Raw genomic sequence first — 26,725 nt, 5'->3', positions numbered from 1 at the left:
AACCCAGGGTGACGCGGCGGGATTTCCCCAGACTCAGGGAGCCGCCAGCTCTCCGGAGCCGCGCGGGATCAGCCGGGTGCCGATGGTGACCGTCTGGGGCGGGGCGGCAGTCGGGCCGGGGGAGCCTCCGGCGATGCGCTGGAAGAGCAGCCGGGCGGCGGCCGCGCCCATGGCGCCGGGGTCCTGGGCGACGACGGTGAGCCCAGGCTGGAGGAGGTCGCCGAGCTCGACGTCGTCGAAGCCGACGAGGGCCAGTCGCGTCGAGCGGCGGGCGAGCTCGCGCAGCACGCTGACCGTCGTGCGGCTGTTGCCGCACAGCAGAGCGGTCGCCGGCGACGGTCCGCCGAGCAGCCGGTCGAGCGCCTCGGCGGTCGACGCAGCGGACGGGGGAGCCTGGGTGACGAGCTCGTCGGCGAAGGCGATACCGGCGGACTCCAGTGCCTCGCGGTAGCCACGCAGACGCTCGCCGGCGGTGTAGATCTCCGGCGCGTCGCCGATGAAACCGATGCGTCGGTGTCCGTGCGCGAGCAGGTGCTCCACGCCGCGCCGGCTGCCGCCGCGGTTGTCGGTGAGGATCACGTCGGCCTCGATGTCGCCGGGCGGTCGGTCGACGAACACGACCGGGATGCCGGCCTGCATCTCCGGGAGGAGGTAGGAGTGGCTGGAGCCGGCCGGCACGATGATCAGGCCGTCGACCCGGCGCTCGCAGAACGCGAGGGCGAGATCGCGCTCGCGGTCGGCGTCCTCGGCCGAGGATCCGGCGAAGACCATCGTCCCGTGCTCCCGGGCGACGTCCTCGACCGCCCGGGACAGGATCGAGTAGAACGGGTCGGCGACGTCCTCGAGCAGCAGCCCGATGGTGCCGGACCGCCCCTGCCGGAGCTCGCGTGCGCTGGCGTTGCGCCGGAATCCGAGCTGGGCGATCGACTCGAGCACCGCCGACCGCAGGTCGTCGTTGACGTTCGACTCGCCGTTGACGACCCGCGACACGGTCTTCAGGCTCACTCCGGCCGCCGCCGCGACGTCCTTCATGGTCGGGCGGCGCTGCTGACGGGTCTGGTCGGAGGGTGCCACGTGCTCAGCGTAGACGCAGATCTGAGCGTGACAACGCTGTCTCGAATCTTCTCGTGTGTCGGAGGGAATCCGGAGAGCCTCCACGTAAAAGCCTTCGGAAACTCGTTGACAACGTTGTCATCCCAGGGTTCCATCTGGGATGGCCCCCATGTGAAGGAGATCACACCGATGCACCGTTGGGACGCACCACCCAGAACCCGAGGCCGGTCTGCCCGCCGTCTGGCCGCGATGATCACCGCGACGGCGGCACTGATGGTCGGGATGAGCGGCACCGCGCCCGCCCTCGCGACTCCCGAGGCACCCGAGCCGTCCGCTCCGAAGAGCGACACCGCGGACCCCCAGCAGGCCGCCGAAGGCGGTGACTGGGAGACCTCCTTCGAGGAGGACGATCCCCAGCCCACCTGGGCAGACCTCGTCGACACGGACGAGGACGGCAACCCCCGCACCGCGGGCGTCGCCGGCCCCGACCCCTTCGGCATCCCCGGCGACATCGCCGAGCACATCACCGGCGTCACCGCCAGCGGGGAGAACACCGGCTCCGGGGAGGGCGCCGCCGAGCTCGTCGACGGTGACATCAACACCAAGTGGCTGACCTTCGCGACCACCGGCTGGGTGCAGATCAAGCTCGACCAGCCCATCAGCGTCGTCAGGTACGCCCTCACCTCGGCCAACGACGCGGCCGAGCGTGACCCCAAGGACTGGGTGATCCAGGGCTCCACCGACGGCCAGAGCTGGACGACCGTCGACCGCCGCACCGGCCAGTCCTGGGAGGAGCGCTTCCAGACGCGTGAGTTCGAGATCGCCTCCCCGCAGGCCTACTCCCACTACCGCATCGACATCTCCGCCAACCAGAGCGGCGGCATCATCCAGCTGGCCGAGTGGCAGCTCTCCGACGGCTCCGAGCCCCCGCCGCCGCTGAAGAACATGACCAGCCACCCCGACGACGGCCCCGCCTCGGCGTACGCCGCGAAGTCCAAGGTCGGCTTCACCGGGGTGCATGCCTTCGAGTACGCCGGCAAGATCACCGGCGACAAGGGCCACTCCTACAACCGGGTCTTCGACGTCGACATCCCGGTCGGCAAGGAGACCGAGCTGTCCTACCTGGTCTTCCCGGAGTTCATCGAGGGCGACCTGAGCTACCCGAGCACCTACACCGCGGTCGACCTGGTCTTCACCGACGGCACCCTGCTCTCCGAGCTGGGCGCGCTCGATGCTGAGGGCTACGTACTGTCGCCGAAGGGGCAGGGCGAGTCCAAGTCGCTCTACACCAACCAGTGGAACAAGAAGAGGTCCGTCATCGGCGAGGTCGCGGCCGGCAAGACCATCGACCGCATCCTGGTCGCCGTCGACGCGCCGAGCGGCCCGACGAAGTTCCGCGGCTGGTACGACGACATCGCGATCACGGCCTCCCCGGAGGAGCCGGAGGTCACCAGCAGCGTCGACTACGCCGTGACGACCCGTGGCACCCACTCCAGCGGCGGCTTCTCGCGCGGCAACAACATCCCGGCGACCGCGGTCCCGCACGGCTTCAACTTCTGGGCCCCGATGACCAACGCCGGCTCGCTGTCCTGGTTCTACCGCTACCACCAGGACAACGACGCCCAGAACCGGACGAGCCTGCAGGCGCTGACGCTGAGCCACGAGACCAGCCCGTGGATGGGAGACCGGCAGACGTTCCAGGTGATGCCGTCCTCCGCCGAGGGCGTCCCCGACCCGGGCCGCAAAGCACGCGCGCTCACGTTCGAGCACGACAACGAGATCGCCCGGCCCTACCACTACAAGGTCGGTTTCGACAACGGCCAGAGCGCCGAGATCGCACCGACGGACCACGCCGCCGTCTTCCGGTTCACCTACCCGGGTGACTCCGCGCGGCTGGTGTTCGACAACGTGAACAACAACGGCGGGCTCACGCTCGACCCGGCCGCAGGGACGCTGTCGGGCTTCACCGACACCCGCAGCGGCCTGTCCAACGGCGCCACCCGGATGTACGTCTACGCGACCTTCGACCAGCCCGTCACCGGCGGCGGTAAGTACGCCGGTGGCGAGCGCCCGAACGTCCAGGGCCATCTCGCCTTCGACACCGGTGCGGACCGGACCGTGACGATGCGCATCGCCACGAGCCTGATCAGCGTCGACCAGGCCAAGCGCAACCTCCAGCTCGAGGTCGCCGACGACTCCTTCGACACGGTCAAGGAGAAGGCGAAGGCGCTGTGGCAGGACAAGCTCGACGTCCTCGACATCCAGGGCGCGACCAAGGACCAGAAGACCACCGTCTACTCCAACCTCGCCCGTCTGTTCCTCTACCCCAACTCGGGCCACGAGAACACCGGCACCGAGGACGCGCCGGTCTGGAAGCACGCCGTGCAGTCCACCTCCAGCGACACCAACCCGCCGGGCACCACGCCCACCCACACCGGGGCGGAGATCAAGGACGGCAAGGTCTATGTGAACAACGGCTTCTGGGACACCTACCGCACCACCTGGGCGGCCTACTCCCTCCTGGAGCCGAGCCAGGCGGCCGAGATGGTCAACGGGTTCGTGCAGCAGTACAAGGACAACGGCTGGATCTCGCGCTGGTCCTCGCCGGGCTACGCCAACCTGATGACCGGGACCAGCTCGGACGTCTCCTTCGCCGACGCGTACGTCAAGGGCATCGAGGGCATCGACGCCGAGGAGGCATACGCCGCCGCCGTGAAGAACGCCACGGTCCGTCCGCCCGGCTCGGCGACCAACTCCAACGTCGGTCGCAAGGGCATGCAGACCTCGGTCTTCCTCGGTTACACGCCCGCGGCCGTGAGCGAGGGCGTCTCCTGGGGGCTCGAGGGCTACATCAACGACTACGGCATCGGGAACATGGCCGCGAAGCTCGCCGAGCGTGACGGGATCTCGCCGGCCGAGCGGAAGCGGCTGCGGGAGGAGTCGGAGTACTTCCTCAACCGGGCTCGCAACTACGTCAACACCTTCGACAGCAAGGTGGGCTTCTTCCAGGGCCGCAACGCCGACGGCACCTTCAAGAAGTCGCCGGCGGACTACAACCCGCTGGTGTGGGGCAGCGACCACGACTACACCGAGACCAACGGGTGGAACTTCGCGTTCCACACGCCGCAGGACGGCCAGGGTCTGGCCAACCTCTACGGCGGTCGCGATGGGCTGGCGAAGAAGCTCGACACCTTCTTCGCCACGCCTGAGACGGGGGAGTACCCCGGTTCCTACGGCGGCATCATCCACGAGATGCGAGAGGCTCGTGACGTACGCATGGGGCAGTGGGGCTTCTCCAACCAGGTCAGCCACCACATCCCGTGGATGTACACCTACACCGGCCAGCCCTGGAAGACGCAGGAGATCGTCCGCGAGACGCTGCGCCGGATGTACACCGGCTCCGAGATCGGGCAGGGCTATGCCGGCGACGAGGACAACGGCGAGACCTCGGCGTGGTACCTCTTCGCCGCGCTCGGCCTCTACCCGCTCCAGATGGGCAGCGAGAACCTCGTGCTCGGCTCGCCGCTGTTCACCGAGGCCACCCTCCACCTCGAGGGCGGCAAGGACCTGGTGATCAAGGCACCGGACAACTCCGCGGAGAACGTGTACGTGCAGGGCGTCACCATCGACGGCAAGGCCTGGGACAAGACGTACGTCTCCCACGAGGAGCTCGCCGACGGCGGCACCATCGAGTTCGACATGGGCTCGAAGCCGTCGAGCTGGGGTACGTCGGCGAGCTCGGTGCCGCCGTCGCTGACCACCGGCTCGGCTCCCGCCAGGCCGATCGCCGACAAGTCCGGCGCCGGCAAGGGCACCGTCTCGGCCAGCGGCAACGACGGCGAGCGGCTGGTCGACAACGACTCCGGCACGCAGACCACCGTGGCCGGCGACGGCTGGGTGGAGTACCGGTTCTCCGGGACCAAGGTGCCGGTGTCCTTCTACACCCTCACCAACGGCGCCGACGGCCGCTCGCCGAGCGGTTGGGTCGTCAAGGGATCCAACGACGGCACCGACTGGAAGGTCCTCGACCGGCGCTCGGGTGAGAAGTTCGACTGGCAGCAGGCGACCCGTCCGTTCAAGCTCGAGTCGGAGTCGCGGTTCAACCGGATCCGGATCGAGTTCACCGGGTCCGCCGCCGAGCAGATCACGCTCTCGGAGGTGGAGCTGCTGGGCTGACAGGTGTGATGCCCGGCCGTCCCGGCCGGGCATCACGGCTCCTCGAAAATTGATCAGGTCTCGACCCGCTTCGCGGGTTCGCAGGCTCACCCGCTGCGCTCGCTCGACCTCCTCCCGTTGGCCCGGCGCAAGCGCCGAGCCAGGCTCGGATGTCGGTCCTCGCCGATAGGCTGGCGGCGTGCCCGATCCGCAGAGCTATCGCCCCAGAGCTGGAGACATCCCCACCCAGCCAGGGGTCTATCGGTTCCGCGATCCCAAGGGGCGGGTGATCTACGTCGGCAAGGCGATCAACCTGCGTCAGCGGCTCGCGAACTACTTCCAGCCGATCCCCAGCCTCCACCCGCGTACGGCGACGATGGTCACCACCGCGGGAAGCGTGGAGTGGACGACGGTCAACAACGACATCGAGGCGCTCCAGCTCGAATACACCTGGATCAAGGAGTTCGACCCGCGGTTCAACGTCAAATACCGCGACGACAAGTCCTACCCGTGGCTCGCGGTCACCGTCTCCGAGGAGTTCCCGCGGGTCATGGTCGGCCGCGGCGCCAAGCGCAAGGGCACCCGCTACTTCGGCCCCTACGGGCACGCCTGGGCGATCCGCGAGACCGTCGACATCCTGCTGCGCGTCTTCCCGATGCGGTCGTGCAGCAACGGCGTCTTCAAGCGCAGCCAGCAGATCGGCCGGCCCTGCCTGCTCGGCTACATCGACAAGTGCACCGCGCCCTGCGTCGGCAACATCTCGCCCGAGGAGCACCGTGAGATCGTCGACGACTTCTGCGACTTCATGGCCGGCCACACCGCGACCTTCACGAAGCGGATCGAGAAGGAGATGTACGCCGCCTCTGAGGCTCTCGACTTCGAGAAGGCCGCGCGGCTGCGTGACGACCTGGCCGCGATGCAGCGTGCCCTGGAGAAGCAGGCCGTGGTGCTCGGCGACGGCGCCGACGCCGACGTGATCGCGCTGGCCGAGGACCCGCTCGAGGTCGGCGTGCAGATCTTCTACGTACGCGGCGGCCGCATCAAGGGACAGCGCGGCTGGGTCGCCGACCGGATGGACGACGCCGACACCGCCGGCCTGGTCGAGCACTTCCTGCTCCAGCTCTACGCCGGCGAGGACGCAGAGGCGATCCCGCGCGAGATCCTGGTCCCGGCGCTGCCGCCCGACCACGAGACGCTCGAGGAGCTCCTCTCCGACGTCCGCAAGGCGAAGGTCCGGATCCGGGTCCCGCAGCGCGGCGACAAGAAGACGCTCCAGGAGACCGTTGCCAACAACGCCAAGCAGGCCCTGGCGCTCCACAAGACCAAGCGGGCCAGCGACCTGACCACCCGCAACCGGGCGCTCGAGGAGATCCAGGAGGCCCTCGAGCTCGACGAGGTGCCGCTGCGGATCGAGTGCTACGACATCTCCCACCTGCAGGGCACGGAGATCGTGGCCAGCATGGTGGTCTTCGAGGACGGTCTGGCGCGTAAGTCGGAATACCGGCGCTTCATCATCAAGGGTCAGGATGGCTCCGACGACGTCCGGGCGATGCACGAGGTGATCACCCGGCGGTTCAAGCGGCTGCTGGACGAACAGTCGACCTCGATCGTCTCCACCGACGTCGAAGGGGCGAACGGCCCGATGCTGGTCGACCCGGAGACCGGCCGGCCGCGCAAGTTCGCCTACGCCCCGGGGCTGGTCGTCGTCGACGGCGGCGCGCCCCAGGTCGCGGCGGCCCAGAGGGCGCTCGCCGAGCTCGGCATCGACGACATCCCGGTCGTCGGCCTGGCCAAGCGCCTGGAGGAGGTCTGGGTGCCGGACGAGGAGGACCCGGTGATCCTGCCGAGGTCCTCGGAGGGGCTCTACCTGCTGCAGCGCGTCCGCGACGAGGCCCACCGGTTCGCGATCACCCACCACCGCGGCCGCCGGTCGAAGTCGATGGTGGAGAGCCTGCTCGACGACGTACCCGGCCTCGGCGAGGTGCGCCGCAAGACGCTGATGAAGCACTTCGGCTCGCTGAAGAAGCTCCGCGCCGCGACCGCCGAGGAGATCGCCCAGGTGCCCGGCATCGGACCCGCCACCGCGACAGCGATCAAGACCGCTGTGGAGCAGTCGTCGAAGAATGGCAAGGTTAGCGGCATCAACGTCACCACCGGCGAGATCATCGAGGAGTAGGTCATGCACAAGGGGGAGGTCGTCGTCATCACCGGCATGACCGGTGCCGGGCGGAGCACCGCCGCCAAGGAGCTGGAGGACCTCGGCTACTACGTCGTCGACAACCTGCCGCCGAGCCTGCTCCCGCAGGTGGTCGAACGGGTCGACGCAGCCCGCGGACCGGAGCAGCCGGTGGCGGTCGTCACCGACGTACGTTCGGGGTCGTTCTTCGCCGAGCTCGAGGAGATCGTGGCCAAGAAGGCGACCGGGCGGCGTACGACGCTGGTCTTCCTCGACGCCGCCGACGACACGCTCGTGCGCCGCCAAGAGGCGGCCCGGCGGCCCCACCCGATGCAGCGCGGAAACGAGCGGCTGCTGGACGCGCTCGAGCGCGAGCGGGTGGTGCTGGCCAGCCTGCGCGGCGCCGCCGACCTGGTCATCGACACGACCCAGCTCAACGTCCACCAGCTCACCGCTCGGATCGCCGAGGCGTTCGGCACCCCGGAGCGCACGACCCTGAAGGTGTCGGTGGTCAGCTTCGGGTTCAAGTACGGGATCCCGGTCGACGCCGACTTCATGGCCGACATGCGGTTCCTGCCGAATCCGCACTGGGTGCCGGAGCTGAAGGCGGGCAACGGACGCGACAACCCCGACGTCGCCGCCTACGTCTACTCACGCCCTGGTGCGGAGGAGTTCCTGAGCGGGTATGTTCCGGTGCTCATCGGAGTGACCAAGGGCTACCTCCACGAAGGAAAGAGGTTCATGCGCGTGGCGATCGGGTGCACGGGCGGCAAGCACCGTAGCGTGGCGATGGCGGAGGAGATCTCCAGGCGACTGCGAGATGCCGGCCTCGATGCGAAGGCGATCCACCGAGACCTCGGGCGGGAGTGAGCGTGGCCGGGGCCGACCGACCCGGGGCAGATGCCCAGGCCGTCGTCGCCCTGGGGGGAGGGCACGGACTGCACGCGTCGCTGAGCGCGCTGCGGCTGCTGGTCGACGACCTGACCGTCGACCAGCTCACCGCGATCGTGACGGTCGCCGACAACGGCGGCTCGAGCGGGCGGCTCCGCCGCGAGTTCGGCGTGCTGCCTCCCGGCGACCTGCGGATGGCGCTGGCCGCGCTGTGCGGCGCCGACCGCTGGGACGACACCTGGGCGCAGGTGCTGCAGCACCGCTTCGCCGGCGAGGGCGAGATGCGTGGCCACAACCTCGGCAACCTGCTCATCGTCGGGCTGTGGGAGCAGCTCGGCGACCACGTCGAGGCGCTCGACTGGGTGGGGCGCCTGCTCGGCGCCAAGGGCCGGGTCCTGCCGATGGCGCTGGTGCCGATGGACATCGTCGCGGACGTACGCGGCCTGGTGCCGGGTGACCCTGAGGCTCTGACCTCGGTGCAGGGTCAGGTCGAGGTGGCCAGCACCGACGGGATGATCGAGTCGATCCGGCTCATCCCCGACAACCCGCCCGCCGCGCCGGACGCCGTCAAGGCGATCCGGGAGGCGGAGTGGGTGTTCCTGGGGCCGGGGTCGTGGTTCACCTCCGTCCTGCCACACCTGATGGTCCGTGCGCTGCGGGAGGCCCTGGTCGCCACCACCGCGAAGATCGTCGTCGTGCTCAACCTCGGCGAGCAGCCGGGGGAGACGACCGGCTTCGGCCCTGCCGAGCACCTCTCGGTCCTCCTCGAGCACGCCCCCGACCTCCGCATCCACACCGTCCTCGTCGACTCCTCCCTCGACGGCCTCGACGAGCTGTCGCGGGTGGCCGAGAAGTGCGGTGCGCAGGTCGAGGTGGCCGACGTCGCCGTCGGCGACGGGACCCCTCGCCACGACCCGGAGCGGTTGGCGGCTGCGTACGCGAGGGTGATCGGGGCGGGTTGAGGGCATCCGGCAGGATGCTCGTGTCGCGTCATGAGGCCGGGCCTACACCGTCCCACCGTCCGTAAGCCTCGCTCTGGCCCCACACAGAGTGCTCTGACGTGGAACCGATTCGAGGGTCGTTGACAACAATGAAAGACTCTCCGACATGGCGATGACGGGACAGGTGAAGGCCGAGCTGGCCTCCACTCAGATCACCAAGACATGCTGCCGGAAGGCAGAGGTTGCCTCGACGTTGAGGTTCGCTGGGGGGATCCACATCGTGGCCGGCAGGATCGTGGTCGAGGCTGAGCTCGACACCGGTCTGGCGGCGCGGAGGCTGAAGCGAGACATCGCCGACGTCTTCGGTCACGAGGCAGAGGTGGCTCTCATCCAGGCGAGCGGGCTTCGCAAGGGCAGCCGCTACATCGTGCGCGTGGTCAAGGACGGTGAGGCGCTGGCGCGCCAGACCGGCCTTCTCGACCAGCGTGGCCGGCCGGTGCGGGGCCTTCCGCCGGCCGTCGTCTCTGGCGGGGCCTGCGACGCCGTCGCCGCCTGGCGCGGCGCCTTCCTGGCCCACGGCTCGCTCACCGAGCCGGGCCGCTCCTCCTCGATGGAGGTGACCTGTCCGGGCTCGGAGTCGGCCCTGGCGCTCGTCGGTGTCGCCCGTCGGATCGGCATCTCCGCCAAGCCCCGTGAGGTACGCGGCGTCGACCGGGTCGTCATCCGCGACGGCGACGCGATCGGCCAGCTGCTGACCCGCTTGGGCGCCCACGAGTCGCTGATGGCCTGGGAGGAGCGCCGGATGCGCCGCGAGGTCCGGGCGACCGCCAACCGACTCGCCAACTTCGACGACGCCAACCTGCGCCGCTCGGCCCGTGCCGCCGTCGCTGCCGGGGCCCGCGTCGAGCGCGCGCTGGAGATCCTCGGCGATGACATCCCCGACCACCTGCGCCAGGCCGGCAAGCTCCGTCTGGAGCACAAGCAGGCCTCGCTCGAGGAGCTCGGCCAGCTGCACGACCCGGTGCTGACCAAGGACGCCATCGCGGGCCGGATCCGCCGGCTGCTGGCGATGGCCGACAAGCGTGCCGAGGAGCTCGGCGTGCCCGACACCGAGGCGTCGCTCACCGCCGAGATGCTCGCCGAGGACGCCTAGACAACACGTTCACATCCTGAGAAGTAGGCCCGAGCCCCTCGTGTAGGCGAGGGGCTCGGGCCATTTGCTACTCGTCCGTCTTTTGGAACGATCCAACCCAGTCTCCCGCAGTTCAGAGGGGCTGGGTAGTGTCGGCGTCAGCGGGTGATCCCGCGCACAATCTTTTCGACGCGAACCAGGAGTCCACGTGACAGTTCGAGTAGGCATCAACGGGTTCGGCCGGATCGGCCGCAACTTCTTCCGCGCGGTGCGCGCCTCCGACCTCGACATCGAGATCGTCGGAGTCAACGACCTCAGCGACAACGCAACCCTCGCGACGCTGCTGAAGTTCGACTCGATCCTCGGCCCGCTCGACGCCGACGTGTCCGCCACCGAGGACGCGATCGTCGTCGACGGCAAGGAGATCAAGGCGTACGCAGAGCGTGACCCGGCCAACCTCAAGTGGGCCGACCTCGACGTCGACGTCGTGGTCGAGTCCACCGGCTTCTTCACCGACGCGACCAAGGCCCGCGCCCACGTCGACAACGGCGGCGCGAAGAAGGTCATCATCTCCGCGCCGGCGAAGAACGAGGACGCCACCATCGTCCTCGGCGTCAACGAGGACGTCTACGACCCGGAGGCCCACACGGTCATCTCCAACGCGTCCTGCACCACCAACTGCCTGGCGCCGCTGGCGAAGGCGCTCCACGAGGGCATCGGCATCAACCAGGGCCTGATGACCACGGTCCACGCCTACACCGCCGACCAGAACCTGCAGGACAACATCCACAAGGACCTGCGCCGCGCCCGCGCCGCCGCGATCAACGTGGTCCCCACCTCGACCGGCGCCGCCAAGGCAATCGGCCTGGTGCTGCCGGAGCTGAAGGGCAAGCTCGACGGCTACGCCCTGCGCGTGCCGACCCCGACCGGCTCGATCGTCGACCTCTCCTTCGAGGCGTCGCGCGAGACCTCGGTCGAGGAGATCAACTCGATCATGGAGAAGGCCGCCGACGGGAAGTACCTCGTCTACTCGACCGACCCGATCGTCTCCTCCGACATCGTCACCAACCCGGCGTCGTCGATCTTCGACGCACCGCTCACCAAGGTGATCGGCAACCAGGTCAAGGTCGCGGCGTGGTACGACAACGAGTGGGGCTACTCCAACCGCCTCGGCGACCTGGTGGCGTACGTTGGCGCGAGCCTGTGACCCAGCGGCGCTCGTCACAGGTTAGTGTCTAGCCCGTTATGTCTCTGAATCTCACGCAGCTCATCGAGCAGGGAGTCGCGGGCAAGCGAGTTCTCGTGCGCTCCGACCTCAACGTCCCGCTGGAAGGCACCACGATCACCGACGACGGTCGCATCCGTGCCTCGGTGCCCACGATCAAGACGCTGGCCGACGCCGGCGCCAAGGTCGTCGTGGTCGCCCACCTCGGTCGCCCGAAGGGTGAGCCGGACCCGGCCTACTCGCTGGCGCCCGTGGCCACCCGCCTCGGTGAGCTGCTCGGTGCCGAGGTCGCCTTCGCGACCGACACCGTCGGCGACTCGGCGCGCTCGGTCGTCGACGGCCTCGGCGACGGACAGGTCGCCCTGCTGGAGAACGTACGCTTCAACGCCGGTGAGACCAGCAAGGACGACATCGAGCGGGCGACCTTCGCCGCCGAGCTCGCCGCCCTGGCCGACGCCTTCGTCTCCGACGGCTTCGGCGTGGTCCACCGCAAGCAGGCCTCGGTCTACGACGTCGCCAAGATCCTCCCGAGCGCGCAGGGTGACCTGGTCGCCACCGAGATCGAGGTGCTCAAGCGGCTCACCGAGACCCCGGAGCGCCCCTACGTGGTCGTCCTCGGCGGCTCGAAGGTCTCCGACAAGCTCGGCGTGATCGACAACCTGCTCGGCAAGGCCGACAAGCTGCTCATCGGCGGCGGCATGGTCTTCACCTTCCTCAAGGCCCAGGGCTACGAGGTCGGTCAGTCGCTGCTCGAGGAGGACCAGATCCTCACCGTGCTCGGCTACCTCGAGCGCGCCGAAGAGATCGGCGTCGAGATCCTGCTGCCGACCGACATCGTCGTCGCCGACTCCTTCGGCGACGAGGCCTCGGCCCGCGTGGTCCCGGCCAACGCGATCCCGGCCGAGTCCCTCGGCCTCGACATCGGCCCGGAGTCCGCCCAGACCTACGCCGCCGCTCTCGAGGGCGCCAAGACGGTCTTCTGGAACGGTCCGATGGGCGTCTTCGAGCAGGCCGCGTTCGCCGAGGGCACCCGTGCGGTCGCTCAGGCGCTCACCACGGTCGACGGCCTCTCGGTGGTCGGCGGCGGTGACTCGGCCGCAGCGATCCGCCAGCTCGGGTTCTCCGACGACCAGTTCGGTCACATCTCGACCGGCGGTGGCGCCTCGCTCGAATACCTGGAGGGCAAGACCCTTCCGGGCGTCGCGGTGCTCGACGAGACCACCGTGGTCGGAGGGCTCGGCTGATGGCGACCAAGAAGCCGGCAGCGGGGCGCACGCCGCTCATCGCGGGCAACTGGAAGATGAACCTCAACCACCAGGAAGCGGTGGTGCTGGTCCAGAAGCTCGCCTGGACGCTCTCCGACAAGCGGCACGACTTCGCCGCCGTGGAGGTCGCGGTCTTCCCGCCGTTCACCGACATCCGCTCGGTGCAGACGCTGGTCGACGGCGACAAGATGCGGATCACCTACGGCGCGCAGAACGTCTCGACCCACGAGTCCGGCGCCTACACCGGCGAGGTCTCGGCCTCCATGCTGGCCAAGCTCGGCTGCTCCTACGTGATCGTGGGTCACTCAGAGCGTCGTGAGCACTACGGCGAGACCGACGCGATCGTCGCCCAGAAGGCCAAGATCGCGCTCAAGCACAAGATCACCCCGATCGTCTGCGTCGGCGAGGGCCTGGAGATCCGCCAGGCGGGCGACCACCTCGAGCACTGCACCGGTCAGACCGAGGCTTCGCTGGCCGGCCTCACCGACGCCGAGGTGGCCGAGGTCGTGATCGCCTACGAGCCGGTCTGGGCGATCGGCACGGGGGAGACCGCGACCGCGCAGGACGCCCAGGAGGTCTGTGCCGGCATCCGGGAGCGGCTCGAGAAGCTCTACGGGGCCGAGGTGGCCGGCGGCGTACGCATCCTCTACGGGGGCTCCGTGAAGCCCAACAACGTGGCCGCGCTGATGCAGGAGGGCGACGTCGACGGTGCGCTGGTCGGCGGTGCGAGCCTGTCGGTGGAGGACTTTGCGGCGATCTCGCGCTACTACGACCTACCGGTGCTGTAGGTTTCAGGGCCTCTAGATAGGATTTCAGACGTGGAACTTCTCTTCACCATCATCCTGGTCATCGCGAGCGCGCTGATGATCCTGCTCGTGCTGCTCCACAAGGGTCGCGGTGGCGGCCTCTCCGACATGTTCGGTGGCGGCGTCTCGAGCTCGCTGGGTGGATCCTCGGTCGTCGAGCGCAACCTCGACCGGCTCACCGTCGGTATCGGCGTCATCTGGTTCGCCTGTGTGATCGCGCTCGGCCTGCTGATGGCCTACTGAAACATTTCCCTTCAACGCGCGCGCGATAGCGTCTAAACTCGTTCGACGCTGGACGGAGATTTTGCCGTCCGATCCCCCAAAGTGGCCTCTCGGGGCTGCGAACTTTAAGTTGAGAGAGGACACCGCAGCACCATGGCAGGTGGAGGGAACGCGATTCGGGGCTCCCGAGTCGGTGCTGGCCCGATGGGTGAGGCGGAGCGTGGCGAAGCCGCGCCACGAAAGGCCGTCACCTACTTCTGCGCCAACGCACATCGCTCGGTCATCACCTTCGCCGTCGAGGCGACACCGCCGGACTCCTGGGACTGCCCGAAGTGTGGGCTCCCCGCGGGTCTCGACGAGGAGAACGCGCCCCCGGCGCCGAAGATCGAGCCTTACAAGACCCACCTCGCCTACGTGAAGGAGCGCCGCTCCGACGCCGAGGCCGAGGACATCCTGGAGGAGGCCATCGCCCTCCTCCGCTCCCGCCGCAAGTCCGGCGAGATCATCTTCTGAAACCCCGCCGAGTCGGCGCGTCTGCTTCACGCAGAGGCGCCGACTCGGCGCATTTGTCCCGCGCATAGAGCGCGAGTCGGCACGTCAGTCTCGTCTGAGACGAATGAGTCGGCGCAACTGTCCCGCTCAGCCCGCCAGCCAGCCACCGCGCCGCCGGAGCGCCCGATGGTGCAGTTGCCGGATGCGTACATCTGCGTCTCCGGTACGCGTAAAGAGATCGCCCTTGGTGAACGCCTCGACCAACCATCCTTCTCGGCCAACGTCCAGACGCCTTTGCCGATCGCGTGCCAGTTGACCGGGGGAGGAGTGCCACTCCGCGCCGTCGTACTCGACAGCCGCGAGAAGGTCCTCGTTGGCCAGATCGAGACGCGCGACGAACTCACCGGCCACGGTGGACACCTCGACCTGCGGCGTCATCGGGAACCTCGCTTGATGGCAACGCAGGCCGAGCACCGCTTCGGGCGGTGACTCGAACCGGCCGTCCGCGAGCGGGCCGATCCCGCGAAGCGTGGTGACCCACCGTTGGCCACGGAACCGCTCGATTCCCTCGATGAACTCCTCCGGCTCGTACGCACCGAGTCGGTGCATCATCGAGACTCCGGCGATCGCCTCGTCAGGCCAGCGGACGCGTCCGAGATCCCAGGCCGTACGCAGAGGGGTGGTGACCCGCAGACCTCCGATCTCGTTCGTCTCACTGTCTTGCACGTCGCGTTCGCCGCTGCTGGCGATGTCGTTGCGGAGGCGGCCGCGACCGGCAGGCCGAAAGAACGAGAGCGGCCGAAGGCTGATGTGCTCGCCAGGAGCGAGGATCATCTCGGCTCCGAGGAGCCAGCCGGCATGCCGGTCGACGACGATGCAGTCGGCAGGCGCGACCAGTCTCAAGCACGCAGCGCGCACGGCGAGAGAGTCGCCCGCCTCGGTGGCCAGATATACGCCCTTGATGGGTCGGCGCACGAGGCCCGTCTCGAGAAGCTTTCCGAGCCGCCTCCGTGAGATCCCGGCTTCCCGGGCCATTTTGAAGGTGAACGGCTCGGTCGACGGCAACGGGAAGGTGCTCCCGAGGCTTCCGTTGAACAGCATCTCGTTGATGTCCATGCCCAGAGTCTGGAAGCCCCTCTTCGACACCGCCACCGGACATCGGCGGGCTGTGGAAAAGTCTGTGGACAACGTGGAGCTGACGCGCCGACTCGGGTCGTTCGAGTGGGACTGATGCGCCGAGTCGGCGCGTCTGCCTGGGACAGATGCGCCGACTCGGCGGGTGGGGTCAGCAGGTGGCGCCGAAGATCGAGTCCGCGTACTCCGGGTGGTCGATGAAGGGGTTCCGGTTGTGCTGGTAGGTCGAGTAGATCTTGTTGTTGCGGGTGCGCTCGGCGGTGGTGACGGGGTCGGCGTTGTGCCAGCCGAGGAGGATGCAGACCTTGCCGAGGTAGTTGGTCGATCCGTTGATGGAGTTGTTGACCTCCAGGTCGGCGAAGCCGTCGTCGCCGTTGTAGCGCACGGCCATGTAGAGGATGCCGCGGGCCAGGTCGCCCTTCACGCTGTCACGGGGCTCGAAGGAGTCGGCGTCGGTCCAGCAGTCGCTGCACTCGGCGACGGCCGACCCACCGAGGTCGAAGTCCTTGCTGCCGCGGGTGGCGTTGACGGTGACGTCCTCGGGGCGGAGGTGGTGTACGTCGGTGCCGGGGCCGTTGCTGGTGCCGAAGTCGCCATGGCTCTGCGGCCAGGTGTGCTCGCGGTTCCAGTTGTCGGCGTCGCCGCCGTTGTTGGTCTTCGGCGTGGAGACGCCGGAGTAGAACTCGATCACGTTCGCGGAGTTGTTCGGGTCCTGGTCGAGCACCTTCAGCGCCTCCCATACCGCGCTGTAGGACATCGTGGTGTGGCCGTCGATGATGTTGTGCAGGGCCGACTTCAGCGACGCGCCGGACAGGCCGGCGGCCGAGTCGTAGTAGCCCGCTGGGATGTTGGGGTCCGCGGTCGGGCTGGCGGTCGGGGTCGGGGTGGGAGTCGGGCTCGGCGTGGAGCCGGAGAACGCGAAGGCGGTGGCGTTCTTGTGCCCCGGGTGGGAGAAGTACGCCGTCAGGGTGCCGGTCACGTCGATCTGGCGTCCCTTCAGGCTCGGGTTGGAGCGCAGGCCCCACGAGCTGCGGAAGGCGTCGGGGATCTGCACGTAGAGCATCCTCGATGTGCTGGTCTCCGCGGCCGAGTCGGCGATCGCGAGGGCGTAGTCGTTGGGGTAGTTGCTGGTCACGACGGTGTTGGTCGCGGTCGGCTGGCCGACGACGTAGCCGCGTACGGTGGCCGTCGAGCCGTTCTGGGTGGCGATCGCCGTGGAGACGGAGATCGTGGCCGCCTGGGCCGGGGCGGTCGTGATGACGACCGCCATGAAGCTCGCCAGGGCGAGGGCAACGAGACTGGCCAGGGTCAGGCGCAGCCGCCGAGAAGCGCTGAGGGACATGCTCGGATGGTGGCAGCCGGCAGGTACGGGCGGAACCTGCTGCGGCAAAGATTTACCTGCCGTTAGCACCCTGGGTAACGGAGTTTCCGGGACATTTGCGCCGACTCGGCGCTTCTGGGTGGGACAGTCGCGCCAAGTCGGGAGGGGGTCAGAGCTTGGACGCGGCCGCGCGGTCCAGGAACCAGGTCGTCTCGTTGGTGCCGATGACGCCGGTGGCGGGGATCTCGCTGACCGGGGCGCCGGCGTGGGCCTTGGCCACCGCCTCGGCCTTGCCCTCGCCGCTGACCAGGAACCAGACGGTCGAGGACCGTCGCAGGGCCTCGAAGGTGAAGGTGATCCGCTCAGGCGGAGGCTTGGGCGAGTCGGTCACGCCGACGGCGATCGCGTCCTTCGCGTCGAGCTGCGGGAAGCCGGGGAAGAGCGAGGCGATGTGGCCGTCGGGGCCGACGCCCAGCATCAGGATGTCGAAGCCGCCCGAGCCGTGGCTGCGTACATCCTCGGAGAACTGCGCCGCGGCCTCGTCGACGCTCAGGCCGGAGTCGGTGGACGGCATCTCGTGGATGCGGTGGTCGGGGACGCCGACCTCGGTCAGGAAGGCGGCACGGGCCTGGCCGGCGTTGCGGTCGGGGGAGTCGGCGGCGACGTAGCGCTCGTCGCCGAAGAAGAACTCGACCGCGCCCCAGTCGACGCCGGACTCGGGGGCCAGGCGTGCGATCTCGCGGTGGATGGCATCGGCGATGGTGCCGCCGGTGAGGCCGATGGTGGGTACGTCGCCGGCCGCCTGGAGGTCGGCGAGGCGGCTGAGGAACTCCCCGGCCACCGCCGAGGCCAGCGCCTCGGCGGTGTCGTGGACCTCGATGAGTGACTCGGGATGACCGTCGCGGGTCGTCACGTGCGCTTCTCTCTGTAGTAGGCGATGAGGGACTGGGTGGAGGTGTCCTGCTGCTCGGCGGTCTCGGTGTCGCCGGAGACCGCCGGACTGATCTGCAGGGCGAGCTGCTTGCCGAGCTCGACGCCCCACTGGTCGAAGGAGTCGATGCCCCACACCACGCCCTGGGTGAAGGTGATGTGCTCGTAGAGGGCGATCAGCTGACCCAGCACACCAGGGGTCAGCGACGGAGCCATGATCGACGTGGTCGGCCGGTTGCCGGAGAAGACCCGCGCGTTGACGATGTTCTCCGCGGTGCCCTCGGCGCGCACCTCCTCGGCGGTCTTGCCGAACGCCAGCGCCTGGGTCTGGGCGAAGAAGTTGGCCAGGAACAGCTCGTGCACGTCGATGTCGCCGTCGGCGAGCGGATAGGCGGGGTTCGCGAACGCGATGAAGTCCGCCGGGATCACCCGGGTGCCCTGGTGGATGAGCTGGTAGAACGCGTGCTGGCCGTTGGTGCCGGGCTCGCCCCAGAACACCTCACCGGTCGCCGACGTCACCGCGGTGCCGTCCCACCGCACCGACTTGCCGTTGGACTCCATGGTCAGCTGCTGCAGGTACGCAGGGAATCGGTGCAGCAGCTGGGAGTAGGGCAGCACGGCGTGGGTCTGAGCGTCGAAGAAGTTGACGTACCAGACGTTCAGCAGACCCATCAGCGCCGGTACGTTCCGCGCGAGCGGTGTCGTACGGAAGTGCTCGTCGATCGCGTGGAAGCCACCGAGGAACTCGGTGAAGCCCTCGGGTCCGATGGCGATCGCCAGGGAGGTGCCGATGGCGGAGTCGACCGAGTAGCGGCCGCCGACCCAGTCCCAGAAGCCGAAGGCGTTCTCCGGGTCGATCCCGAAGTTCGCGACCTTGTCGAGCGCCGTCGAGACCGCCACGAAGTGCTTCTTCACGGCGTCGGCGGCGTCCACGTCGTCGCCCAGCGCGTCGAGAAGCCAGGCGCGCGCCAGGCGGGCGTTGGTCAGCGTCTCCAGCGTCGAGAAGGTCTTCGAGGAGACGATGAACAGCGTGGTCGCCGGGTCGAGCCCCTTGAGCTTCTGTCCCGCGTCGGTCGGATCGATGTTGGAGATGAATCGGCACTCGATCTCCGGGTGGCGGAACGGCTCCAGCGCCTCGTAGGCCATCACCGGACCCAGGTCGGAGCCGCCGATGCCGATGTTGACGACGGTCCGGATCCGCTCCCCGGTGACACCCTTCCACTCGCCGGACCGGACCCGGTCGGCGAAGGCGAAGACCTTCTTCAGGGTCTCGTGGACCCCGGGCACGACATCGGTGCCGTCGACCGTGAGGGACGCGTCAGCAGGGAGGCGGAGCGCGGTGTGGAGCACCGCGCGGTCCTCGGTGACGTTGATGTGCTCGCCCGCGAGCATCGCGTCCCGCCGCGCTTCCAGGCCGACCTGCTCGGCGAGGGCCAGCAGGTCGGCGAGGATCTCGTCGGTGAGGAGGTTCTTGGAGAGGTCGACGTGGAGATCGGCCGCCTCGAAGGTGAAGCGTGAGGCCCGGCCGGGGTCATCGGCGAACCACGAGCGCAGGTCCGGCTCCAAGCCGTCCCGTCGCCCGGTGAGTGCCTTCCAAGCGTCCGTCGTCGTCGCGTCGACCGGGCCCCCGCTCACTACTTGACCGCCTCGATCTGGCCCTTGACGGTGTCGACGAGCTCGACCCAGGAGGCCTTGAACTTGTCGACGCCCTCGGTCTCGAGCACGAGGAAGACGTCGTCGAGGTCGACCCCGACCGAGCGCAGCGACTCGAAGACCGCAGCGGCCTCGGCCCCCTTGCCGGTGACGACGTCGCCCTTGACCTCACCGTGGTCGGCGAAGGCCTCCATGGTCTTCTCCGGCATGGTGTTGACCGTGTCGGCCACGACCAGGTCGGTGACGTAGAGGGTGTCGGGGTAGTCCGGGTTCTTGACGCCGGTCGAGGCCCACAGCGGCCGCTGGGCGTTCGCTCCGGCCTCGGCCAGAGCGGTCCAGCGCTCGCTGTTGTGGACCTCCTCGAAGGCGGCGTACGCCGAGATGGCGTTGGCCACCGCGGCCTTGCCGAGCAGCGCGCGGGCCTCGGGGGTGCCGATGGCCTCGAGGCGCTTGTCGATCTCGGTGTCGACGCGGGAGACGAAGAACGAGGCGACGCTGCGGATGGTGGAGAGGTCCTTGCCGGCCGCCTTGGCCTGCTCCAGACCGGTCAGGTAGGCGTCCATCACCGCGCGGTAGCGCTCGACCGAGAAGATCAGGGTCACGTTGACCGAGATGCCCTCGGCGATCACCGCGGTGATCGCCGGCAGGCCCTCCAGGGTCGCCGGGATCTTGATGAGCGCGTTGGGACGGTCGACCTCGGCCCACAGCGCCTTCGCCGAGGCGATGGTCGCGTCGGTGTCGTTGGCCAGCGTGGGCTCGACCTCGATCGAGACCCGGCCGTCGTCCTTGGTCGACTCGGCGACCGGGGCGAGGATGTCGCAGGCGTTGCGTACGTCACGGGTGGTGAGGCCGAAGATGACCTCGTCGACGTTCTTGCCCTCGGCCACGAGCGAGCGGAGCTGCTCGTCATAGCGCTCGCCGTTGGCGATCGCGGCGGCGAAGATGGTCGGGTTGGTGGTCACTCCGACGACGGACTTCTCCTTGACGAGGTCAGCGAGGTTGCCGGTCTCGATCCGTTCGCGGGAGAGGTCGTCGAGCCAGATGGACACGCCGGCGTCGGCCAGCGCCTTGAGACGGTCAGACATATTTCATGCTCCCTTGTTGATGGCGGCGAGGCTCTCCTTGGCGGCCGTGACGACCGCCTCCGGGGTGAAGCCGTACTCCTTGAACAGCAGCGAACCGGACGCCGAGGCGCCGAAGTGCTCGAGCGAGACGATCCGGCCCGCGTCGCCGACGTACTCCCGCCAGCCCTGCTTCACGCCGGCCTCCACGCTGACCCGCGCCTTGACGCTGGGCGGGATCACCGAGTCGCGGTAGTCCTGCTCCTGGGCCTCGAACCACTCCAGGCACGGCAGCGAGACGACGCGGGCACCGATGCCCTCCTTGGCCAGCTCCTCGCGGGCGGCCACGGCGTACTGCACCTCCGAGCCGGTGCCGAGCAGAACGACGTCGACGTTCTCGGTGGGGGAGTCGAGGAGTACGTAGCCACCCTTGGCCACACCGCTGGTGTCGGCGAAGCCGTCGACCCCGCGCGGGAACGTCGGCAGCGCCTGACGGGTCAGGATGAGCGCCGAGGGGCGGTCGTGGTGCTTGAGCACCTCGAGCCAGGCGGCGGCGGTCTCGTTGGCGTCGGCGGGACGGACCACGTCGAGGCCCGGGATGGCCCGGACCGCGGCGAGGTGCTCGACCGGCTGGTGGGTGGGGCCGTCCTCACCCAGGCCGATGGAGTCGTGGGTCCAGACGTGGATCACCGGCAGCTTCGACAGCGCCCCGACGCGTACGGCACCGCGCATGTAGTCGGAGAACTGGAAGAACGTGCCGCCGAAGGCCTTGGTGGGCGAGTGGGCCACGATGCCGTTGAGGATCGCGCCCATGGCGTGCTCGCGGATGCCGAAGTGGAGGACGCGGCCGGCGTAGGGGTCGCCCTTCCACTCGTGGGTGGAGCGGTCCTCGGGGACGAAGCTCGGGGCACCGGAGATGGTGGTGTTGTTTGAGCCGGCGAGGTCGGCCGAGCCGCCCCACAGCTCGGGCAGCACCGGGGCGAGGGCGTTGATCACCTTGCCGGAGGCGGCGCGGGTGGCGATGCCCTTGGCGTCGGCCTCGAAGAACGGCAGCGCCTTCTCGATCCCGTCGGGGAGCTCCCCGGCCTGCATCCGCTCGAGCAGCTTCGCACCCTCCGGGTTGGCCTCGGCCCAGGCCGCCTTGTCGGCGCGCCAGTCCTCCTGGGCCTTCTCGCCGCGCTCGACGAGCTTGCGGGTGTGGGCGAGCACCTCGGGGTCGACGTCGAAGGTCTTGTCCGGGTCGAAGCCCAGCACCTTCTTGGTCGCGGCGACCTCCTCGGTGCCGAGCGCCGAGCCGTGGGCGGCCTCGGTGTTCTGCGCGTTGGGGGCCGGCCAGGCGATGATCGTACGCAGCACGATCAGCGACGGCTGGTCGGTGACCTCGTTGGCGGCGTTGATGGCATCGAACAGCGCCGGCACGTCCTCGGAGTACTCGGTGCCGTCGTGGGTCCAGTCGACCTCCTGGACGTGCCAGCCGTAGGCCCGGTAGCGGGCGGCGACGTCCTCGGTGAACGCGACGTTGGTGTCACCCTCGATCGAGATCCGGTTGGCGTCGTAGATCATCGTGAGGTTGCCGAGCTTCTGGGTGCCGGCGATCGAGCTCGCCTCGCCGCTGACGCCCTCCTGCAGGTCACCGTCACCGGCCAGGACGTAGGTCTTGTGGTCGAACGGGCTCGGTTGGTCGACCGGGGTGTCCGGGTCGAGCAGGCCGCGCAGCCGGCGCTGGGCCATCGCGATGCCGACGGCGTTGGCGACACCCTGGCCGAGCGGGCCGGTGGTCACCTCCACGCCGCGGGTGTGGCCGCGCTCGGGGTGGCCCGGGGTCAGCGAGCCCCAGGTGCGCAGGCTCTCCAGGTCGCCGAGCTCGAGGCCGAAGCCGCCGAGGTAGAGCTGGATGTAGAGGGTGACACTCGAGTGGCCGACGGACAGCACGAACCGGTCACGGCCGAGCCAGTCGGTGTCGGCCGGGTTGTGCTTCATCACCTTCTGGAAGAGCAGGTACGCAGCCGGGGCCAGGCTCATCGCGGTGCCAGGGTGGCCGTTGCCGACCTTCTGCACGGAGTCCATGGCGAGGACGCGGACGGTGTCCACGGCCTTGCTGTCCAGATCGGTCCACTCGAGTACAGGTTTGGTGCTCACGAGGTGCCTTTTCAAGGTAGTAGAGCCAAATTCGTAGAGTCCACTTGGAACTGCTTGGGCTGGCCGTGGGGGGCTGCCGAATCCGAGCCTACTCACGCCCCGGGTTAGACTGCGAGCCGCATGCTGTGAACTGCTTGCATGAGCCGCATGTGACGCCTCAACCCGATCGAGAAGGATCTTCTCAGTGACGCACGTCGAACAGCCGGTCCCCGACCTCGACCAGCGTAGCGACCGCGCGTCAATGCGCGATGTCATCTCGGCGTACGTCTCCCTGACGAAGCCCCGCGTGATCGAGCTGCTGCTGCTGACCACCGTGCCGGTGATGTTCTTCGCCGCGCAGGGCGTCCCGGGTGTCGGCCTGGTCGCCGCCACCGTCGTCGGCGGTATCTTCTCGGCCGGATCGGCCTCGGTCTTCAACTGCGTCTACGACCGCGACATCGACGAGCAGATGAGGCGTACGCGACGCCGGGCTCTGCCGCGGCACGTGGTCACCCCGCGTGCGGCCCTGATCTTCGGGTCGGTGCTGGCCGTGCTCTCGGTGCTGGTGCTCGGCTTCTTCGTGAACTGGCTCTCCGCGGGCCTCTCCCTGGCCGCCAACGCGTTCTACGTCTTCGTCTACACGATGCTGCTCAAGCGGCGTACGACCCAGAACATCGTCTGGGGCGGCATCGCCGGCTGCTTCCCGACCCTGATCGGCTGGACCGCGGTCACCAACCAGGTCTCCTGGGAGCCGCTGATCCTGTTCATGGTCGTCTTCTTCTGGACCCCGCCGCACACCTGGGCGCTGGCACTGCGCTACCGCGAGGACTACGCGCAGGTCGACGTCCCGATGCTTCCGGTGGTCAAGTCCGCCCGCCACGTCGGCGGCCAGATCGTGGCCTACTCCTGGGTCATGGTCGCCACCTCGCTGCTGATGTGGCCCGTCGCCTCCACCGGCTGGCTCTACCCGGTCGCCGCCATCGGCCTCGGCGCCGTCTTCCTCGTCCAGGCCCACCAGCTGCACGCGCGGGCCAAGGGCACCGAGGACCTCACCAAGATCCGCCCGATGCAGCTCTTCCACTCGAGCAACCTCTACCTGAGCCTGCTCTTCGTGGCTCTGGCCGTAGACCCGCTGTTCTGATTGCGATTGCTTCGCAATTCGCGCAGCGCTTTCGCTTGATCCTCGTCTTCCTCCGCTCCGTTCGTCGCTGGCGCTCCTCACTGCGCTGCGTCCAGACGAGGAGCGCTTCAGCGCTGGGCGCTGAAGACTGCCAGGGTCAGGCGGTGTGGGCGCGGGTGGAGACCAGGACGCGGGCGAGGCCGGCGGAGATGAGGGCGGCGCCGAGCATGTGGAAGCCGACGAGGACGACCGGCAGGTCGGTGAGGTACTGCACCCAGCCGATCAGGCCCTGGGCGAGCTCGATGACCAGCAGGACGATCGTGACCCGACGGACGTACGCGTGCTTGCGGCCGAGCCACAGGGTGAGCAGCGTCGCGGCGATGAGCGCGTAGACGGCGTACGCGTGGACGTGGGACATCAGGGCCGGGTCGAGGCCGGTACGCCGGGAGTCGAGGTCGCCGGAGTGGGGGCCGGAGCCGGTGACGACGGTGCCGAGCCAGAGCGAGAGCCAGCCGACGACGAAGGTGACCACGGCCGCGATGCGTACGTCGCGCGCAGCCGCCTCGCGCACGGGCGAGCGGAGCTCGTCGAGCAGCCAGACGCACAGGCCGACCATCGCCATCGAGGCGAGCAGGTGTAGCGCGACGACGTAGGGGTTGAGCTCGGTGAGCACCGTGATGCCGCCGATGACTCCCTGGAGCGGCACGCCGCAGGCGATGATGATCGCCAGGTTGCGGATGACCCCGCGACGGTTCCAGACGGCGACGACGACCGTGATGGCGATGGCAGCCAGAACGTAGGTCAGCAGCCGGTTGCCGAACTCGATGACCCCGTTGATCCCGAGAGCCTCGTGAGCCACGTAGGACTCCTCGGTGCACTTGGGCCACGTCGGGCAGCCGAGGCCGGAGCCGGTCAGCCGGACGACCGCGCCGGTCACGACGATCCCGATGTTGGCGACCAGGTTGGCGATGGCCAGACCGAACGCGTGGGCGCGGAGCCAGGCGAGGACCTTGTCCTTGGCCGAGGGAGCCGGGCCGGTGGAGGGTTCGGTGGTGGTCATTCCCACTTGAAGGTCCTAGCTGTGAGGGTGGAGCCGAGAAGGGCCCAGATCAGGAGTACGCCGAGGTCCCGCCAGGCCGGTACGCCGTCGAGGAAGGCGGTGCGTACCGCCTCTCCCAGCGCGCCCGAGGGCAGCCAGCGGGCGACGTCGCCGTAGGCGCCGTAGGCCGTCAGGGGCAGCACCACGGCGCCGCCGGCGAGGAGAAGCAGGTAGATGAGGTTGGCCGCGGCCAGGGTCGCCTCGGCGCGCAGCACGCCGGCGACGAAGAGCCCGAGCGAGGCGAAGGCGAGCGTCCCGGCAGCGATCGCGAGGAAGAAGGCGAGGACGGTGCCGAAGCCCGCGGCCGGGGTCCAGCCGAGGATCTGGCCGACGCCGCCGATGATGAACAGCTGCACGAGCTGTACGCAGCCGAGCGCGAGCACCTTGCCGGCGAGCAGTCCGGTGCGGGGAAGCGGGGAGGCGCCGAGCCGCTTGATCACGCCGTAGCGCCGCTCGAACCCGGTGGCGATCGCCAGGCTGGTGAAGGAGGTCGACATGATCGCCAGCGCGAGGACACCTGGAGTGAGGATGTCGACCAGCGCGCGGTCGGTGCCGAGGTCGAGCTCGATCGCGTTGCCGGCGGTGACGCCGCCGATGAGCACCATCACCGGGATCACCACGGCGAGGAGGAGCTGCTCGCCGTTGCGGAGCATCAGCTTCGCTTCCATCAGCGCCTGCGCGACCACCTGCCGGGTGATCGGGGCGCCGCCAGGCTTGGGGGTGAAGGTCCCTGTGGCCACCTCAGACATGCTCGACCCCCTCCGTGAGAAGCCCTCCGGTGAGATCGAGGAAGACATCCTCGAGGGAGCGCCGACCGAGCGTCAGCGACTCTGGGAGGACGTCGTTCTCCTCGCACCAGCGGCTCACCTTGGCGAGCGTGGTCGGGTCGGCCTTGCCGGTGACCCGCATCGACCGCTCGTCGAGCAGTGTCACCTCGGTGTCCTCGCCGAGCGCCGCGCGCAGAGACTCGCGGGCACCAGGTGGGAACGGCTTGGTGACGACCAGCCGCACGGTCGCGGTCGCGCCGCCGCGGGTCAGCTCCAGCGGGCTGCCCGAGGCGATCATCCGGCCGCGGTCGATGATGTGCACCTGGTCGGCGAGCTCCTCTGCCTCCTCCAGGTAGTGGGTGGTCAGCACCACGGTCACCCCGTCCGCGCGCAGCTCGCGCAGCAGCTCCCAGGTCGTACGCCGCCCCTGCGGGTCCATCCCCGCGGTCGGCTCGTCCACGAAGACCAGCTCCGGGCGGCCGACCAGCGCCATCGCCAGGCCGAGCCGTTGCTGCTGTCCGCCGGAGAGCCGCCGGTAGGGGGTGCGGCCGCACTCGCCCAGACCCAGCCGCTCGGCCAGGGAGTCGACGTCGAGGGGATGAGCGTGCAGCCGGGCGATGTGCTTGAGCATCTCCATGGCGCGTACGCCGCTCCAGGCACCCTGCCCCTGCAGCATCACCCCGATCCGGGGGAGCAGCTGCTTGCGGTCGGCGATGGGGTCGAGCCCGAGGACGCGGACCGTCCCCTGCTGAGGCCGACGGTAGCCCTCGCACGTCTCCAGGGTGGTCGTCTTGCCGGCGCCGTTCGGGCCGAGCACGGCCGTGATCGAGCCCTCCGCGACGCTCAGGGTGAGTCCGTCGACGGCCGTCTTGTCGCCGTAGGTCATGCGCAGGTCGCGTACCTCGACAGCAGGCCTGGCGACGGAAGATTCCACGGCGGCAGTCTAAGAAGGCGCGTGCCACCGGCCCAATCGCGTGGCGGTGATCCTGTGGATTCTTAGCTGTCTGTCAGGCTGCCGACAAAAGACGTTGGCCGCCCAACTCCCACCGAAGGACGGCCAACGCGGGGATGAGACGGGATGCCCCTGGGGCCATGACGCGGTGTCTCAGGAACAATTTCTGCTCAGAAGAGCAACAACCGAGCCGGTCAGGAATCGAGAAGCCC

21 protein-coding genes are annotated in these 26,725 nt (G+C 68.9%); 11 read left to right on the top strand and 10 right to left on the bottom strand.

Annotated elements, in window-relative coordinates; genetic code table 11:
* Positions 1 to 33: 33 nt before the first annotated feature.
* Positions 34 to 1,074: a LacI family DNA-binding transcriptional regulator gene (locus G5C66_RS11340; RefSeq protein ID WP_338144143.1), complete on the bottom strand. Its 1,041-nt coding sequence runs from the start codon at positions 1,072 to 1,074 to the stop codon at positions 34 to 36.
* A 228-nt stretch (positions 1,075 to 1,302) separates the two neighbouring features.
* On the opposite strand from G5C66_RS11340, the gene G5C66_RS11335 reads away from it, so the two are divergent.
* The 10 genes from G5C66_RS11335 (at position 1,303) to G5C66_RS11290 (ending at position 14,379) form a co-directional block, all read left to right on the top strand.
* Entirely contained in the window at positions 1,303 to 5,229 is a 3,927-nt protein-coding gene (locus tag G5C66_RS11335; protein ID WP_241248434.1) for a GH92 family glycosyl hydrolase, read from the top strand.
* Between the two features lie 178 nt (positions 5,230 to 5,407).
* Complete coding sequence (uvrC, locus tag G5C66_RS11330; protein ID WP_165111067.1) at positions 5,408 to 7,384, top strand: excinuclease ABC subunit UvrC; 1,977 nt, start codon at positions 5,408 to 5,410, stop codon at positions 7,382 to 7,384.
* 3 nt (positions 7,385 to 7,387) lie between these two features.
* On the top strand, positions 7,388 to 8,254 hold the full coding sequence (rapZ, locus tag G5C66_RS11325) for an RNase adapter RapZ (protein WP_165111066.1): 867 nt from the start codon (positions 7,388 to 7,390) through the stop codon (positions 8,252 to 8,254).
* Positions 8,255 to 8,256: 2 nt separating this feature from the next.
* The gene (locus tag G5C66_RS11320) at positions 8,257 to 9,237 is read left to right on the top strand and encodes a uridine diphosphate-N-acetylglucosamine-binding protein YvcK (protein WP_165111065.1); all 981 of its coding nucleotides are present in this window, start codon (positions 8,257 to 8,259) and stop codon (positions 9,235 to 9,237) included.
* Between the two features lie 145 nt (positions 9,238 to 9,382).
* Complete coding sequence (whiA, locus tag G5C66_RS11315; RefSeq protein ID WP_165111064.1) at positions 9,383 to 10,369, top strand: DNA-binding protein WhiA; 987 nt, start codon at positions 9,383 to 9,385, stop codon at positions 10,367 to 10,369.
* 187 nt (positions 10,370 to 10,556) lie between these two features.
* Positions 10,557 to 11,555: a type I glyceraldehyde-3-phosphate dehydrogenase gene (gene gap / locus G5C66_RS11310; RefSeq protein WP_165111063.1), complete on the top strand. Its 999-nt coding sequence runs from the start codon at positions 10,557 to 10,559 to the stop codon at positions 11,553 to 11,555.
* Between the two features lie 38 nt (positions 11,556 to 11,593).
* On the top strand, positions 11,594 to 12,817 hold the full coding sequence (locus G5C66_RS11305) for a phosphoglycerate kinase (protein ID WP_165111062.1): 1,224 nt from the start codon (positions 11,594 to 11,596) through the stop codon (positions 12,815 to 12,817).
* Positions 12,817 to 13,626, top strand: a complete 810-nt coding sequence (tpiA, locus tag G5C66_RS11300; RefSeq protein ID WP_165111061.1) for a triose-phosphate isomerase — start codon at positions 12,817 to 12,819, stop codon at positions 13,624 to 13,626. The genes G5C66_RS11305 and tpiA overlap by 1 nt, the downstream gene beginning before the upstream one ends.
* Positions 13,627 to 13,656: 30 nt before the next feature.
* Positions 13,657 to 13,887, top strand: coding sequence for a preprotein translocase subunit SecG (gene secG / locus G5C66_RS11295; protein WP_141780171.1), 231 nt, complete (start codon positions 13,657 to 13,659; stop codon positions 13,885 to 13,887).
* 132 nt (positions 13,888 to 14,019) lie between these two features.
* On the top strand, positions 14,020 to 14,379 hold the full coding sequence (locus G5C66_RS11290; protein WP_008357153.1) for an RNA polymerase-binding protein RbpA: 360 nt from the start codon (positions 14,020 to 14,022) through the stop codon (positions 14,377 to 14,379).
* Between the two features lie 126 nt (positions 14,380 to 14,505).
* Here G5C66_RS11290 and G5C66_RS11285 read toward each other — a convergent pair whose 3' ends face one another.
* From G5C66_RS11285 to tkt, 6 genes are all read right to left on the bottom strand, one after another.
* Complete coding sequence (locus G5C66_RS11285; RefSeq protein ID WP_165111060.1) at positions 14,506 to 15,474, bottom strand: type IV toxin-antitoxin system AbiEi family antitoxin domain-containing protein; 969 nt, start codon at positions 15,472 to 15,474, stop codon at positions 14,506 to 14,508.
* Between the two features lie 169 nt (positions 15,475 to 15,643).
* Positions 15,644 to 16,834, bottom strand: coding sequence for an endonuclease (locus G5C66_RS11280; protein WP_165111059.1), 1,191 nt, complete (start codon positions 16,832 to 16,834; stop codon positions 15,644 to 15,646).
* A 148-nt stretch (positions 16,835 to 16,982) separates the two neighbouring features.
* Positions 16,983 to 17,726, bottom strand: a complete 744-nt coding sequence (gene pgl, locus G5C66_RS11275) for a 6-phosphogluconolactonase (RefSeq protein ID WP_165111058.1) — start codon at positions 17,724 to 17,726, stop codon at positions 16,983 to 16,985.
* Positions 17,723 to 19,378, bottom strand: a complete 1,656-nt coding sequence (gene pgi, locus G5C66_RS11270) for a glucose-6-phosphate isomerase (RefSeq protein ID WP_165111057.1) — start codon at positions 19,376 to 19,378, stop codon at positions 17,723 to 17,725. The genes pgl and pgi overlap by 4 nt, the downstream gene beginning before the upstream one ends.
* Entirely contained in the window at positions 19,378 to 20,481 is a 1,104-nt protein-coding gene (gene tal / locus G5C66_RS11265; RefSeq protein ID WP_165111056.1) for a transaldolase, read from the bottom strand. The genes pgi and tal overlap by 1 nt, the downstream gene beginning before the upstream one ends.
* Before the next feature lie 3 nt (positions 20,482 to 20,484).
* A complete protein-coding gene (gene tkt / locus G5C66_RS11260; RefSeq protein ID WP_165111055.1) occupies positions 20,485 to 22,596 on the bottom strand; it encodes a transketolase in 2,112 nt (703 codons plus the stop codon).
* 184 nt (positions 22,597 to 22,780) lie between these two features.
* Between tkt and G5C66_RS11255 the strand changes: the two genes are divergently transcribed.
* Positions 22,781 to 23,716 (top strand): heme o synthase, encoded by a 936-nt coding sequence (locus G5C66_RS11255; protein WP_165111054.1) that lies wholly within the window; start codon positions 22,781 to 22,783, stop codon positions 23,714 to 23,716.
* Between the two features lie 136 nt (positions 23,717 to 23,852).
* Here the strand turns inward: G5C66_RS11255 and G5C66_RS11250 are convergent, their stop codons facing one another.
* From G5C66_RS11250 to G5C66_RS11240, 3 genes are read right to left on the bottom strand one after another with little or no spacing between them, the layout of a single operon-like run.
* Complete coding sequence (locus tag G5C66_RS11250) at positions 23,853 to 24,755, bottom strand: COX15/CtaA family protein (protein WP_206443967.1); 903 nt, start codon at positions 24,753 to 24,755, stop codon at positions 23,853 to 23,855.
* Positions 24,752 to 25,543, bottom strand: a complete 792-nt coding sequence (locus tag G5C66_RS11245; protein WP_165111052.1) for an ABC transporter permease — start codon at positions 25,541 to 25,543, stop codon at positions 24,752 to 24,754. Before G5C66_RS11245 ends, G5C66_RS11250 begins: the two co-directional genes overlap by 4 nt.
* Entirely contained in the window at positions 25,536 to 26,495 is a 960-nt protein-coding gene (locus tag G5C66_RS11240) for an ABC transporter ATP-binding protein (RefSeq protein ID WP_478354316.1), read from the bottom strand. Before G5C66_RS11240 ends, G5C66_RS11245 begins: the two co-directional genes overlap by 8 nt.
* Positions 26,496 to 26,725 lie beyond the last annotated feature (230 nt).

Origin of the sequence: Nocardioides turkmenicus (assembly GCF_011045035.1) — a bacterium.
Taxonomy (GTDB): Bacteria; Actinomycetota; Actinomycetes; order Propionibacteriales; family Nocardioidaceae; genus Nocardioides; species Nocardioides turkmenicus.
The sequence above is the reverse complement of the archived record's forward strand: the minus strand, read 5'-3'. Positions and strand labels throughout refer to the sequence as shown.

Bases quoted from the DNA above. Each gene is read 5' to 3' on its own strand.
- G5C66_RS11335 (WP_241248434.1), top strand. From the start codon at position 1,303: ATGATCACCGCGACGGCGGCACTGATGGTCGGGATGAGCGGCACCGCG.
- G5C66_RS11250 (WP_206443967.1), bottom strand. From the start codon at position 24,755: ATGACCACCACCGAACCCTCCACCGGCCCGGCTCCCTCGGCCAAGGAC.
- G5C66_RS11280 (WP_165111059.1), bottom strand. From the start codon at position 16,834: ATGTCCCTCAGCGCTTCTCGGCGGCTGCGCCTGACCCTGGCCAGTCTC.
- G5C66_RS11305 (WP_165111062.1), top strand. From the start codon at position 11,594: ATGTCTCTGAATCTCACGCAGCTCATCGAGCAGGGAGTCGCGGGCAAG.
- tal (WP_165111056.1), bottom strand. From the start codon at position 20,481: ATGTCTGACCGTCTCAAGGCGCTGGCCGACGCCGGCGTGTCCATCTGG.
- G5C66_RS11245 (WP_165111052.1), bottom strand. From the start codon at position 25,543: ATGTCTGAGGTGGCCACAGGGACCTTCACCCCCAAGCCTGGCGGCGCC.
- tpiA (WP_165111061.1), top strand. From the start codon at position 12,817: ATGGCGACCAAGAAGCCGGCAGCGGGGCGCACGCCGCTCATCGCGGGC.
- G5C66_RS11285 (WP_165111060.1), bottom strand. From the start codon at position 15,474: ATGGACATCAACGAGATGCTGTTCAACGGAAGCCTCGGGAGCACCTTC.
- whiA (WP_165111064.1), top strand. From the start codon at position 9,383: ATGGCGATGACGGGACAGGTGAAGGCCGAGCTGGCCTCCACTCAGATC.
- rapZ (WP_165111066.1), top strand. From the start codon at position 7,388: ATGCACAAGGGGGAGGTCGTCGTCATCACCGGCATGACCGGTGCCGGG.
- G5C66_RS11290 (WP_008357153.1), top strand. From the start codon at position 14,020: ATGGCAGGTGGAGGGAACGCGATTCGGGGCTCCCGAGTCGGTGCTGGC.